This window comes from Neorhizobium sp. T25_27 (assembly GCF_002968565.1).
GTDB classification, from domain to species: Bacteria; Pseudomonadota; Alphaproteobacteria; order Rhizobiales; family Rhizobiaceae; genus Neorhizobium; species Neorhizobium tomejilense.
The window spans coordinates 21719-34553 of the sequence record NZ_PVBJ01000020.1 but is presented as its reverse complement, the minus strand read 5'-3'; the positions used below and the strand labels follow the sequence as shown (position 1 = coordinate 34553).

At 62.7% G+C, this 12835-nt stretch carries 11 protein-coding genes; 6 read left to right on the top strand and 5 right to left on the bottom strand.

The annotated features are described in order from the left end of the window. The first annotated feature begins 385 nt into the window (after window positions 1–385). Window positions 386–1792: a sensor histidine kinase gene (locus tag C5J24_RS30680; protein WP_105423454.1), complete on the top strand. Its 1407-nt coding sequence runs from the start codon at window positions 386–388 to the stop codon at window positions 1790–1792. Continuing rightward, window positions 1789–2457, top strand: coding sequence for a response regulator transcription factor (locus C5J24_RS30675; protein WP_105423452.1), 669 nt, complete (start codon window positions 1789–1791; stop codon window positions 2455–2457). The genes C5J24_RS30680 and C5J24_RS30675 overlap by 4 nt, the downstream gene beginning before the upstream one ends. Here C5J24_RS30675 and C5J24_RS32145 read toward each other — a convergent pair. Next, window positions 2437–3063, bottom strand: coding sequence for a hypothetical protein (locus C5J24_RS32145; RefSeq protein ID WP_172724191.1), 627 nt, complete (start codon window positions 3061–3063; stop codon window positions 2437–2439). The two genes, C5J24_RS30675 and C5J24_RS32145, sit on opposite strands and share 21 nt — an antisense overlap. A 527-nt stretch (window positions 3064–3590) precedes the next feature. Here C5J24_RS32145 and C5J24_RS30665 point away from each other — a divergent pair. The 3 genes from C5J24_RS30665 to C5J24_RS30655 all read left to right on the top strand — a co-directional run bounded on the left by C5J24_RS30665 (window position 3591) and on the right by C5J24_RS30655 (window position 5080). Further along, on the top strand, window positions 3591–4400 hold the full coding sequence (locus C5J24_RS30665; RefSeq protein ID WP_105423448.1) for a DUF1236 domain-containing protein: 810 nt from the start codon (window positions 3591–3593) through the stop codon (window positions 4398–4400). 22 nt (window positions 4401–4422) lie between these two features. Further along, window positions 4423–4608: a hypothetical protein gene (locus C5J24_RS30660; protein ID WP_105423446.1), complete on the top strand. Its 186-nt coding sequence runs from the start codon at window positions 4423–4425 to the stop codon at window positions 4606–4608. Between the two features lie 73 nt (window positions 4609–4681). Continuing rightward, window positions 4682–5080 (top strand): DUF1236 domain-containing protein, encoded by a 399-nt coding sequence (locus C5J24_RS30655; RefSeq protein WP_046669456.1) that lies wholly within the window; start codon window positions 4682–4684, stop codon window positions 5078–5080. Window positions 5081–5181: 101 nt separating this feature from the next. Here C5J24_RS30655 and C5J24_RS30650 read toward each other — a convergent pair whose 3' ends face one another. The 4 genes from C5J24_RS30650 to mscL form a co-directional block, all read right to left on the bottom strand. Then, entirely contained in the window at window positions 5182–5964 is a 783-nt protein-coding gene (locus tag C5J24_RS30650; protein WP_105423444.1) for a polysaccharide deacetylase family protein, read from the bottom strand. Between the two features lie 130 nt (window positions 5965–6094). Further along, window positions 6095–7129, bottom strand: a complete 1035-nt coding sequence (galE, locus tag C5J24_RS30645) for a UDP-glucose 4-epimerase GalE (protein WP_105423442.1) — start codon at window positions 7127–7129, stop codon at window positions 6095–6097. A gap of 159 nt (window positions 7130–7288) precedes the next feature. Then, complete coding sequence (locus tag C5J24_RS30640) at window positions 7289–8458, bottom strand: pyridoxal phosphate-dependent aminotransferase (protein WP_105423440.1); 1170 nt, start codon at window positions 8456–8458, stop codon at window positions 7289–7291. Between the two features lie 117 nt (window positions 8459–8575). Continuing rightward, the gene (gene mscL, locus C5J24_RS30635; RefSeq protein WP_046638281.1) at window positions 8576–9001 is read right to left on the bottom strand and encodes a large conductance mechanosensitive channel protein MscL; all 426 of its coding nucleotides are present in this window, start codon (window positions 8999–9001) and stop codon (window positions 8576–8578) included. Window positions 9002–9198: 197 nt separating this feature from the next. Here mscL and C5J24_RS30630 point away from each other — a divergent pair, with 197 nt between their 5' ends. Further along, window positions 9199–12714: a PAS domain-containing hybrid sensor histidine kinase/response regulator gene (locus C5J24_RS30630; RefSeq protein WP_105423438.1), complete on the top strand. Its 3516-nt coding sequence runs from the start codon at window positions 9199–9201 to the stop codon at window positions 12712–12714. Window positions 12715–12835 lie beyond the last annotated feature (121 nt).

The following is a 12835-nucleotide window of genomic DNA, read 5'->3' as shown; positions in this document are numbered from 1 at the left end:
CGTGGCTGTTTGCGACTATACTGCCGCCGGGTGGTCGGGTTCCACATGGCGCTTCCATTCAGGCTTCAGACACCTTCTTGGAATCATCATCGGCCCGATCACTCAACCCAATTCTCGGACGGGCTCTTAGAGGTTTGGGCTGGCAAACGGCCGCGTTGGCACATCTATCCAAAATCGCGCTGAAATCCTGGGCTTAAGCTTGGCGCGGGAGTCATGCTACAGATCTCAACATGAGAACTGGCGCCAGCACTTCAAAATTACACATGCGGCCATTGCCACGCGCGCGTTTGCGCCGTGGATCAGATAATCCGCCCCCAATGCAACGGATTGCCCCCCTTCTGCGTTGCGCGCCATTGGCTCGCATGGTGCGGGTCACCAACATGGCATGCTGATGCGGCTCGGCGCAATTCTTGATCGCTGGAACGACCAATCTCTCGCCCGGCAGTTTCTGCTCGCGGGTGGTCTGGTTGCCTTCGCGGCGATGCTTCTGGTCGGTGCCTTCGTGACCAGCCTGATCGAAGCGGCGGTCACCCGCAATTCGGCAGCTTCCACCGCCCTTTATGTCGACAGCATCATCGCCCCGCTGCTTCCGGACATGAAGACCAACCAGATGCTCGACGACGTCACCACCCGCGCCCTCGACGAGACCTTCGGCCAGGGCGCCCTCGGCGGAAAGGTCATATCCTTCAGGCTTTGGCGCAGGGACGGCACGATCCTCTATGCGACGGACAAGAGCATGGTGGGGCAGAAATTCGGACCGAGCCAGGGCCTGCAAACCGCATTTTCCGGCCAAATGGTGGCGCGCTTCGGACTTGCCGAAGACCCTGAAAACAAGATCGAGCGGGCGACCGGGATGCCACTTCTCGAAATCTACAATCCCATCCTGCAGCCCTGGTCGGGAGAGGTCGTGGCGGTCTCGGAGTTCTACGAGGTCGCAGGCGATTTCGAGCGAAGCCTTTATCAGGCGCAGCTTCGAAGCTGGGCGGCGGTCGCCGGCGTCACGCTCGCCTTCTTCCTGATCCTTTCGGCGATCGTTTTTCGCGGCAGCCGCACGATCGACCATCAGCGACAGGCGCTGACGCAGCGCGTGGCGGAACTCTCCGACCTGCTTTCACAGAACAAGGCCCTTCACGCGCGGGCCCAGCGGGCCTCGCGGCGCGCCACCGCCCTCAATGAAAGTTACTTGCGCCGGCTCGGCGCCGACCTGCATGACGGGCCGGCCCAGCTTGTCGCCTACGCGGCACTGCGGGTGGACAGCCGGCTCCTGACCGATCCCGCAACGCCGCCGACTGCCCGCGAAGCGGAGGTCACCACCATTAAGGCCCGCCTCGACGAGGCGATGGACGAAATCCGCAGCATCTGCAGCGGTCTGGTTCTACCGCAGATCGAGACCGCGGAGCTGCCGGACGTACTGCAGCGCGCCGTCAACGCGCATCGACAGCGCACGGGCGTCGCGGTGGCGCTGTCGGTGTCGAGCGGATCGCGGCCGCTTTCGCCCTCGGCCAAGATTTGCATCTATCGCTTCGTGCAGGAAGCGCTTAACAACGGTTTCCGGCATGGCGGCGGCGTGGATCAGAGCGTGCGCCAGAGTTTCGACGACGGCAACGTCGTTGTCGAAGTTGCCGATCGGGGGCCGGGTTTCGACCCCCAGCACATACGCCCGGAAGGTCTCGGGCTCGCGGGGCTCAGGGAGCGGATCGAAAGCCTCGGCGGCACATTCGAGATCATCACATCGAAGGACGGAACCACGGTCAGAATGTCGCTGAACGTGCATGAAATGGAGCAGGCCTGATGGCAGGAATAAAGATTGCGGTCGTGGACGATCATCCGTTGTTTCGCGAAGGCGTGACGCGCAGCTTCGGCGAGATCGAGGATTTCGAGATGGTCGGTGAAGGCGGTTCGCGCGACGACGCGCTGCGCATCGTGCGGGAATTGTGCCCGGACGTGATGCTGATGGACATTTCCATGCCCGGAAACGGTCTCGAGGCGATTGCCGAAGCACTCGATCATTGCCCCGATCTGAAGATCGTCATGCTGACGGTCTCGGAGGCAAGCGAGGACATTGCAACCGCGCTGAAGCTCGGTGCAAAGGGCTATGTTCTCAAGGGTGTCGGCTCCAGAGGCCTGGCAGACGTGGTCAGAACCGTGGCATCCGGAGAAAGCTATGTTTCGCCTGCCCTCTCGGCACGACTGATCGCCGGCCTATCCGCCTCCGGCGACGCGCCGCCAAAGCCCAACCTCTTGTCGGAACTGACCGACCGCGAACAGGAGGTTCTGAGCCTCGTCGCATCCGGGCTCAGCAACAAGCGGGTGGCACGGGAACTCGACCTTCACGAAAAGACCGTCAAGCACCACATGACCCGCATCCTCTCGAAGCTGAAGGTCACCAACCGGACGGAGGCGGCGCTTGCTCTTCGCGATGCGACCGATCAACGATCAGCGGTCGAACGACCGTAATCTCGACGCATCCGAGGGTGTCGCAGTCCGGTTGACGATCGTGCGGGAGCGCGAATCCCGCATCTCGTAGCGCCCTTGGGAAATCCGTTCCGTCGCGCCGTTGTGATGGCGGACGGTGATCGAGGTTCCCCGAACATCGACCTCGACGCCCGCTTTCGATGGGGCAACGGGGGCCGGAGCAGCCGGGGCCGAGGGCCGCGCGGGAGCAGCGGTTGCGCTGCGCGGCGCCGTGGTTGCGCCTGCCGGGGCGGATCCGGCACCTGTACCGGTTCCCGAGCCACCGGCCCCACCGGTGCCGGTTCCGCTGTTACCACTTCCGTTGCCGCCGCTATTGCCGTTGCCGGAACCATTTCCGTCATTATCGGAACTGCCGCCGGCATTGTCACTGCCGTTCCCGTTACCGTTGCCGGAACCGCCGTTGCCGTTTTCGCCGCCGTTTCCACCATTGCCTCCGCCGCCGCCATTGCCGCTGCCGTCCTGGGCCGCAACGCTCGACAGCGTGACGCGCAGCAAGCCGTCCGCACCGGCGACAACCTTGAAAGGCAGCACGGTTGCAACAATCGCGGTGAGCGCTCCGCTCAAGAACAGCATTTTACGGATCGGCATCTCTGGCTCCTGGGTGGCCATCTCCTGCGTGTGGCATTTTTGAAACGTTAGCAAGTCTAAACCGGAGGCCTGCCTTATGGTTCCGAAGCCCGAATTCCCGGTCAAAGAGCCCGCCGACCGCGACAGGATGGTCGGCGGGCAAGGTTCTGCGCTGAAAAGGACCGATGATCGCGCAGGAACCGGGTCTGACCTATCGGACGGCAAGCGCTCCCAAGATGGCAATGCAGACAAAAAGCCGCGACGGGGACGATCGCCATCTGGCCGGGAACGTGTCGCTGTCCGTGACGGAACTCCCTGAAAAATCTCCAGGATCAGCGGCACCCTACCAGCGCGGGTCCTCGATTTCATCCCCCCTTGGACCTTTACCCCGCCCCATCAGACCAAAGGCCCAAAACATGATCGGCCTGAAGTCCCGCCCTGCCCGACTGAAGCCCGAATCCCGGAACGCGCCATGGCAACGGAAGTTCGAGCTGTGAGTGCGGCCCACCCACGGGTTCGCAAGTCAACCAGAAAATAGAGGAAACATCATGAAACCGTCTATGAAACACACGCTCGCGATAGCGCTCCTGGCCGGCTCGACGCTGTCGGTGGTGCCAGCGATCGCTCAAAGTCAGGCTCAGGACAAGGGCGACGCGGCGGCTCCAATCCTGCCACGCAAAGGCACGCCAGGCTCGGACGGTTCGTCCGGCGCCAAACAGGCTCAGCCGCAGCAGCAGGATATGGGCGCCACGACACAACAGCCGCAGGGTTCGGCCGGCGGTAATGACAAAATGAACGCCCAGGCCCAGGGCGGGGACCAGCAGCGCCTGAAGCCGAAGGGCGATAGGGCGGCTCAGGAGAAATCCGGCGATACCACGAAGACGCAGACCGGCGACGCCCGGTCGCCCGCCACCGACAATACGGCGCAGCAGAAACCTGCCGACCAGAGCGGCAGTTCTACGACCGCCAATTCGGGCTCGGGCTCGGGAACGGATGCCACCAAGCCGGCAACCGATGACACTGCCCGCCAGAATAGCGGCGCCCAGCAACCCGGTTCCGATCAGGCTGCCACCGACAAACCTTCGAACGAGACGACCGGCAGCATCAATATCTCGGCCGAACAGAGGACGGAGGTGCGCAACATCCTCGTCCAGAACAAGGTCGAGCCGGTCGATGTCGATATCAATGTCGATGTCGGCGTCGCCGTTCCGACGACCGTGGAACTGCATCCGCTGCCGCCGCGCATCGTCGAGATCGTACCGGCCTATCGCGGTTACGAATATTTCGTGCTGGCGGACGGCCGGATCATCATCGTCGAACCCTCGAGCCACAAGGTCGTCTACATCCTGGTCGGCTGAGCGCTGAACGCGGGAGAGAACCATGAGTGACCGGGAACCGACAGTGATCCATACGGGCGGCGGCGGTTGGGCCGTCGCCGCCATCCTGCTGATCGTGGTCATCGCAGGCGCGCTCTTCCTGTTCGAAAGCGGCTACCTCGCAAACCGCGATATCGGCATCAAGGTGACCCTGCCGAAGATCGAACCACCTGCGCCAGTCACGAGATAGCAGCCTCGATCGCATTCCACGGCGCGGCGCGAACCGCTCGCCCGCGTCACAACACCCAGAAGGAGAACCATCAATGAAGACCAAGATCCTTATTCTTTCTGCCGCAATGCTCGGCGTCCTCGCCCCTGTTGCCTCTGCCCAGCAAGGCACGGTCAATGGTGCGGCCGGCGGCGCTGTCACCGGTGCGATCATCGGAGGCCCGGTCGGTGCTGCCGTCGGCGGCGTCGCCGGCGCAGTTGCCGGGACCGCCATCGACCCGCCGCCGGAACGCGTCGTGACCTATGTGGAACAGGCTCCTGCCCCGGCATCGCCCGTCGTCATCAAGGAGAAGATCGTCGTCGGCAAGCCCATCCCCGAGACCGTCGTGCTGACTCCGGTTCCGGACAGCCCGAAATACGCCTATGCGGTGGTGAACGAACAGCGCGTCATCGTCGATCCGCAGACCCGCACGGTCGTCCAGGTCGTCCGGTAAATATCACCCATTGCCGAAACGAGATCGGGGGAGAGACGGAATCCCGTCTCTCCCCCGATCTGCATTCAAGGATAAAAAAATGGGGCCGAGAGACCGCGGCCTCACTGGGTCGTGTCGTCGTCGCCCATGCCGTCGACGTCGGAAAGGCGTACGAACTCGACGCCGCGCCGTTTCAGGGCAAGGAGCGCGCGGGCCACGCCGTCGCCGGCCGCATGAGTTGGCTGGTTGATATGGGCGAGGACGACGTCGCCGTCCCTGGCGGCGGCGATGCGCTTTTCGGTGACGTCGGCACCGAGCAGGGAACCGCCGTCGCCGTTCAGCGAATACCCGGCGACCCGATAGCCCATATCGCGGATCTGGCGTATGGCCGAAGGATCGTATTTTGCCGTCGAGCCACGGAACCAGCGTGGTGCGGAAAAACCCGCCGCCAGCATCGCATCAGCGCCGCCTGACACCTCCTGGCGAACCGCCTCGGGCGATCCGGCAGCGGCGATGCCGTAGATCAGGACCGGCACATCGACCGCCGGCACGTGGTTCTGGCCGTGATTTTCCAGCTCGAAGAGGTCGAGATTCTGCAGAAGGATTGCGACCGATTGCGGGTTGTTTCTCAGCCAGCGGGCGGTGACGAAGATCGTCGCCGGAATTCTTTCCCGGACAAGCGTCGAAAGGATACGCTCGTCTGCCTTGCCCATGCAGGCATCGAAGGTCAGCGCCACCCGGGGATGGCTGGCATTGCCGGACCGGCTGACACGCAGATGCGGCTCGACCAGTTTGGGAGCGGGCACAGCATTCTGGGCCGCAGGTTTCTGGGGCGCCGGCATGTTTTCAGCCGTTGCCACGACCGGGAGAAGGGCAAGAAAAGCACAAAGAAGAAAACGTCGCATGGGATACCGATAACGGGGTGCCCCTCGCTTTATCGCCAAATGCTTAAGATCGCCATGCGACCGAATGGCCCGGATAAAGAAATGGAAAAAGGCCGGACAGTGCCGGCCTTTTGTCTTCTGACCGGGACCCTCAAAAGCGGGCCGACGCCAGCCTGCTCTGCAGCGACTTGAGGTCTTCGGCCTTGCGGGAAGCCAGGCCTTTCTCCCAGGAGATCGCAGTATCGACGATGAGATCGAGATCGTCGTGGCGCGGTTTCCAGTCAAGCAGCCGGCGTGCGAGTGTCGAATTGGCGACCACGCTTGCCGCGTCGCCCGGCCGGCGGGGTCCATAGCGGATTTCGAACTTGCGGCCGCCAACCCGCATCACGGCGTCCAGAACCTCCAGAACCGAGTAACCGCGGCCGTAACCGCAATTGGCGATCAGAGGCTCGCCGCCGCGACGCAGGTAGCTCAGGGCCTTCAGATGTGCGTCCACCAGGTCGGTGACATGAATGTAGTCGCGGATGCCGGTACCATCGGGTGTCGAATAATCGGTCCCGTAGACATCGACCCCACGGCGCTTGCCGAGTTCCGCCTCGCAGGCGATCTTGATCAGATGAGTGGCGCCTTCGGTCGACAGTCCCGTGCGGCCGAGCGGATCGGCACCGGCAACGTTGAAATAACGCAGCGCCACGAACCGGAAATCATGCGCCGCGGCGGCGTCGCGCAGCATCATCTCCGACATCAGCTTCGACTGGCCGTAGGGGTTCTTCGGGTGCAGGTCGGCGTTTTCGAAGACGGGGGTGTCGTCTTTCTGGTCTCCATAAACGGCAGCCGTCGAAGAGAAGACAAAATGACGGATACCGGCGGCGATCGCGGCCGCGGCCAGCAGCCTGGTATTGCCGGTGTTGTTCTCGTAATAATCCAGCGGGTTGGCAACCGATTGCGGCACCACGATCGAGCCCGCGAAATGCAGGATCGCGTTGATGTCGTTTTCCGCAAAAATCTGCGAAAGAACGGCGCGATCGCCGACGTCACCGAGATAGAAGCGCGCCTCGGTCGGCACGGCCCAGCGGAAACCGGTCGAGAGCCGGTCGAGAACGACAACCTCCTCGCCCGCGTCGAGCAAAGCCCAGGCCATGTGGCTGCCGATGTAACCCGCACCGCCCGTTACCAGAACTGCCATGTCTATACTTCCCTGCTTTCTTATCGTTGGCAGGACAAAAACACGGGCCGTCTTCAACAATGCTTACCCGACGCTGGTTACGCCGGGTTTATCTCGGGTCAAGGCGAATGGACTCTTGAGCAAATCGCTCGAATTTTAGCGTTTGCGTGCCGGATCGGATCAGAGACGCTTGATATAGTCGGAGAGGCGGCCGGCGGCTTCTTCGATCTGCTTCGGATCGCGCAGGAAACAGGCGCGCAGGAAAAGCTCGCCGCCCTTGCCGAAAGCCGAGCCGGGCGCCAGCGCCACGCCGATCTTGTCGACGATATCGAGCGCCGCACTACGGCTGTCGGTGATGCCGTCCACCTTGACGAAAGCGTAAAGCGCGCCATCCGGCTTCAAGGTTTCGACCCGGTTGGTTGCGATCAGCGCGTCGCAGAGAATATCGCGGGCCGTGGTCGCCCGGGCGATATTCGCATTCACGAAGTCGTCGCCCTGGTCGAGTGCCACCACGGCACCGCGCTGCAGGAACTGCGCCACGCCGGAATTCGAATACTGCACCAGGTTTTCGATAACCTGTCCCATTTCCGGCGGAGCGACGATCCAGCCGACCCGCCAGCCGGTCATCGACCAGTTCTTGGAGAAGGAATTGGCGAAGATGATCCGGTCGCCTTCCTCCATGATGTCGAGGAAGGACGGAGCCCTTGGCGCGCCGCCGTAATAGTACCGGGCATAGATCTCGTCGGCGACGATCCAGATGCCGTGCTTGCGGGAAAGCGCCAGGATGTTCTTCAAGTCCTCCAGCGTCGCGGTCCAGCCGGTCGGGTTGGCCGGGGTGTTGATGAACAGGCCCCTGGTCTTCGGGGTGATCTTCGCCTCCAGCTTGGCGAGATCGAGCGACCAGCGGCCCCCGACGAAATCGAGCGGCAGGCCGACGGAATGGGCGCCGGAAATCTCGATCGCCGAGATGATGTTCGGCCAGGTCGGCGACAGGTAGATCATCTCGTCGCCGGGAGAAGTCACGGCCTGCACCGCCAGCATGATCGCGTGCATGCCGGAACCGGTGACATAAAAATGCTCGACCGGCAGCGAGACTGAGAAGTGCCGCGTGTAATAGTTCGACAGCGCCTGGCGCAGCTCGGGAATGCCGCGCTGCCAGGTATAGAAAGTCTCGCCGCCCAAAAGCGCCTCGGTTGCGGCGCGGTTGATGAAATCGGGGCTCGGCAGATCGCCTTCACCGGCCCAGAGCGGGATCAATCCCTCCCGCCCGCGGGCGTAGTTGAGGACCTCGACAATGCCGCTTTCAGGCGCTGCGACGGCGCGGGGGCTGAGACTGGAGATGATCGACATGGAATTTCCTCAGAGCTGTTTCCCACATCCTTAGCGCAGGAAAGTCGCGTAATCCCATGATAATCTGTGACGCGGAGATCGATTCCGCTGATGAATCCTTGACGCGTGATCAAAAGATCACTTCGACTTCAGGAGGTCCCGGATTTCTGTCAAAAGCTGGATATCGGCAGGCGGCGGCGCGGGCTTTTCATCGGCCGGCTTCTTTTCGTCGGCAAGACGCATCCGGTTCACCGCCTTCACCATCAGGAAGATGATCCAGGCGAGGAGCAGGAAATTGATCATCACAGTGATGAAGCTGCCATAGGCGAAGACCGCGCCCTGCTTGCGTGCCTCTTCGAGCGCCGGAGCGTTCACAGCGCTCGAAAGCGGCAGGAAGTAGTTCGAAAAATCGAAGCCGCCGCCGGTGATCGCGCCAACGACTGGCATGACGAGGTCGTTCACCAGTGAATTGACGATGCCCGTGAAAGCGCCGCCGATGATGATACCGACAGCAAGATCGACGACATTGCCCTTGGCAATAAAGGAACGGAATTCGCTGACCATTGACATCGCCAATATCCCCCATGGCTTTTCAGCTTCGATAAAACGCAACATAGCGCTTTCTGCGGACGTGAAAAGATGGCGTCAGGCGAAGGCTTAAATACGATCGTCTATTGGACTTTTTGCCGAGAGGCACCCTGATTTCCAAGCGCATGCTTTTCCCCTAATGTTTGAGGCTCAAAGCCTTTTGCGGAGGAGCAATGCTTCCTGGCTGGGTCATTTTCGTTTCGGCTTTCGCCTATGTGCTGCTGCTGTTTGCGGTGGCGAGTTACGGCGACCGGCGGAGCCGTGTCTTCGGCGTGCCGAAGAACGGCCGGCCGATCGTCTATGCGCTGAGCCTTGCGATCTACTGCACCTCCTGGACCTATTTCGGCGGCGTCGGGCTTGCCTCGCAAAGGGGCCTGGAATTCACCGGCATCTATATCGGCCCGATCCTCGCCTTCACGCTCGGCATGCCGATCATCCGGCGCATCGTCGAGCTCGCCAAGGCCGAGAAACTGACGTCGGTCGCCGATTTCATCGCCGCCCGCTACGGCAAGAATTCCACCGTCGCGATGATCGTGGCGATCATCGCGCTGGTCGGCGCCGTTCCCTATATCGCGCTGCAGCTGAAGGCGGTGTCGAGTTCGGTGGCCGCCATGGTCAACCCGTCGGATTACGGCATCGGCAGCGGCAATCTCTATTTCATCGACCTGGCGCTGATCGTCACGCTGATGATGGCCTGTTTCGCGGTCATCTTCGGCACCCGCCACACGGATGCGACCGAACACCAGGACGGGCTGATCCTTGCGGTGGCGATGGAATCGGTGGTCAAGCTGCTCGCTTTTGCGACGGTCGGTTTTTCGGTCTTCTTCATTCTCTTCGACGGGCCGGCCGACCTGCTCGCCAAGGCATCGGAAAACATGCTCGTCGGTTCGGCGCTCGCCTACGAGACGCCGATCAGCCGCTGGCTGATCCTGATCGCGCTGTCGGCGTTCGCGATCATCATGCTGCCACGGCAGTTCCACGTGACCGTGGTCGAGAACCGCACCGCCAAGGAGCGCAAGGTCGCCGGCGCGCTTCTGCCGCTCTACCTCATCGCCATCAATATCTTCGTGCTGCCGGTCGCGATGGCCGGGCTGATCACCTTCGGCGGCACCGGCGATGCCGATCTCTACGTGCTGACCCTGCCGCTTGCCGGGGAACTGAAGGTCGTTTCGCTGATCGCCTTCATCGGCGGCTTTTCCGCCGCCACCGCCATGGTGATCGTCGAATCCGTGGCGCTTTCGATCATGGTGTCGAACGACATCATCATCCCGATCTTCCTCAGGCAACGGCTGATGGCCGCCCGCTCCGGCCAGCGCACCGACTTTACCCGCACGCTGCTGCACATCCGCCGCGTCGCGATCTTCGGCGTTCTCATCCTCGGTTATGCCTATTACCGCATGGCCGACAGCCAGTCTGGGCTTGCCTCGATCGGGCTTCTGGCGTTCGCGGCGATCGCCCAGGTGGCTCCTGCCCTCCTCGGCGGCCTCGTCTGGCGCCGTGCCAATGCCCGCGGCGCGATCCTTGGCATGTCCTTCGGCTTCCTCGCCTGGGCCTACCTGCTGTTCGTGCCGAGCCTCGGCGGCCCGGACAATTCCCATGTGGCGACCGCTGTCCTCAATTTCCTGTTCCCCGGCACCGGCATATTCTCCGGGCCGCAGACGGACCCGCTGGTCAGCGCGACGATCTTCAGCCTGACGCTCAACATGCTCGCCTTCGTGCTCGGCTCGTTGTCGCGCAATCCGCGGCCGGTCGAGCGCATCCAGGCCGGCATCTTCGTCAAAAGGCATCTGCGCTCGCAATTTGCCACGCGTGGCTGGAAGACCCGCGTCAGCGTCGGCGACCTGAAGACGGCGATCGCCCGGTATCTCGGCGAGGAACGCATGCGGCGCTCCTTCTCCAATTACGAGAAGACAGCCGGCCGCAAGTTCGGCGACGACCAGCCCGCCGACATGGCGATGATCCATTTCTCCGAACAGCTGCTCGGCAGCGCGATCGGCTCGTCCTCTGCCCGGCTGGTGCTGTCGCTGATCCTGCAGAAGGCCGAGGACACCAATTCCGACACCGCCTGGCTGCTCGACCAGGCAAGCGAGGCGCTGCAATATAACCAGGACATGCTGCAGACGGCGCTGTCGCAGATGGACCAGGGCATCGCCGTCTTCGACAGTTCCGAGCGGCTGACCATCTGGAACCGGCGCTTCCGCAATCTCTTGGATCTGCCGGAACAGGTCGGCCAGGTCGGTTTTCCGCTGGCCGACATGGTCGCCATCCTTTCGGAACGAGGCGATATCGCGGCAGCCGAGCAGGCGGAGGTGATCCGCCAGTTCCAGACACTCGACGCGCCCTTCTCGCTGGTGCTGAACGGTGGCGAGCGGATCGTCGAGGTTCGCTCCAATGCCATGCCCGACAAGGGCATCGTCGCGACCTTTACCGATATTTCCGAGCGGGTCGCGGCCGACCAGGCGCTGAAGCAGGCAAACGAGACGCTGGAACAGCGGGTCGGCGAACGCACCGCCGAGCTCACCCGCGTCAACAAGGAGCTTGCCGAAGCCCAGGCATCCGCCGACGAGGCCAATATCGGCAAGACCCGGTTCTTCGCGGCCGCCGGCCACGACATCCTGCAGCCGCTCAATGCCGCCCGGCTTTATTCCTCGGCACTGGTGGAGCGGCTCGGCACCTCCGACAACAATGGCTCGCTGGTCCGCAATATCGATTCGGCCCTGGAATCGGTCGAGGCGATCCTTGGTGCGGTTCTCGATATCTCCAGGCTCGATACGGGAGCCATGAAGCCGCGTTTCACCTCGGTACCGCTCGACGACCTTCTGAAACGCATCGAGACCGACTACGCGCCGATGGCCCGCGAGAAGGACCTGGAATTCGTCGTCATGCCGACATCGCTGAAGGTCCGCTCCGACACCAACCTGCTGCGCCGGCTGGTGCAGAACCTCGTCTCCAACGCGATCAAATACACGATCGACGGCAAGGTGCTGATCGGCGCGCGCCGGCGCGGCGACCAGGTGGTCATCGAAGTGCTCGATTCCGGCATCGGCATCCCGCCCTCCAAGTTTCGCACCGTGTTCAGGGAATTCGCCCGGCTGGACGAGGGTGCGAAGACGGCGGCCGGCCTCGGTCTCGGCCTGTCGATCGTCGACCGCATTTCGAGGGTGCTCAACCATCCGGTCCAGCTCGCCTCCACGCCCGGTCGAGGCACCGCCTTCCGGGTGCAGGTGCCGATGGACCTGACCGCATCGCAGACAATCCATGCCGCCGACCAGTTGGAACGCCGCAAGCGCTCGCAGCCGCTGAACGGGCTGCGGGTGCTGTGCATCGACAACGAGCCGCGGATCCTCGAGGGCATGGCGCTGCTGATCACCGGCTGGGGCTGCACCGTCGGCCAGGCGGATTCGCTGGCGGCACTCGACGACATCATCGAGCGCCGCGAACCGCCGCCGGAAATCATCATCGCCGACTATCATCTCGACGACGGCAATGGCATCGAGGCCGTTCTCAAGCTCCGCCAGAAGTACCAGGCGGACATCCCGGCGCTGATCATCACCGCCGACCGCACGCCTGAAGTGCGCGCCGAAGCGGAACGTCACGACATCGGCGTACAGCACAAGCCGGTGAAGCCTGCGGCTATGCGGGCCTACCTCACGCAGGTTGCAGGCCTCAAACGCGTCGCTGCGGAATAGTGTGAACCTCACCCAACCCAGCGTTCATCGCAGAGTCATCACGGACTGTTTACAGTAGATCAGGTCTAAACGCCCAGATTGGGCTGGAACTGTCCGGCTTTTTGCCGCGTTTAGCCGCGTA

Excerpts from the sequence above, each read along its gene's own strand:
- C5J24_RS30680 (WP_105423454.1), top strand. The coding sequence starts at position 386 with ATGCTGATGCGGCTCGGCGCAATTCTTGATCGCTGGAACGACCAATCT.
- C5J24_RS32145 (WP_172724191.1), bottom strand. The coding sequence starts at position 3,063 with ATGCCGATCCGTAAAATGCTGTTCTTGAGCGGAGCGCTCACCGCGATT.
- C5J24_RS30665 (WP_105423448.1), top strand. The coding sequence starts at position 3,591 with ATGAAACCGTCTATGAAACACACGCTCGCGATAGCGCTCCTGGCCGGC.
- C5J24_RS30660 (WP_105423446.1), top strand. The coding sequence starts at position 4,423 with ATGAGTGACCGGGAACCGACAGTGATCCATACGGGCGGCGGCGGTTGG.
- C5J24_RS30655 (WP_046669456.1), top strand. The coding sequence starts at position 4,682 with ATGAAGACCAAGATCCTTATTCTTTCTGCCGCAATGCTCGGCGTCCTC.
- C5J24_RS30650 (WP_105423444.1), bottom strand. The coding sequence starts at position 5,964 with ATGCGACGTTTTCTTCTTTGTGCTTTTCTTGCCCTTCTCCCGGTCGTG.
- galE (WP_105423442.1), bottom strand. The coding sequence starts at position 7,129 with ATGGCAGTTCTGGTAACGGGCGGTGCGGGTTACATCGGCAGCCACATG.
- C5J24_RS30640 (WP_105423440.1), bottom strand. The coding sequence starts at position 8,458 with ATGTCGATCATCTCCAGTCTCAGCCCCCGCGCCGTCGCAGCGCCTGAA.
- mscL (WP_046638281.1), bottom strand. The coding sequence starts at position 9,001 with ATGGTCAGCGAATTCCGTTCCTTTATTGCCAAGGGCAATGTCGTCGAT.
- C5J24_RS30630 (WP_105423438.1), top strand. The coding sequence starts at position 9,199 with ATGCTTCCTGGCTGGGTCATTTTCGTTTCGGCTTTCGCCTATGTGCTG.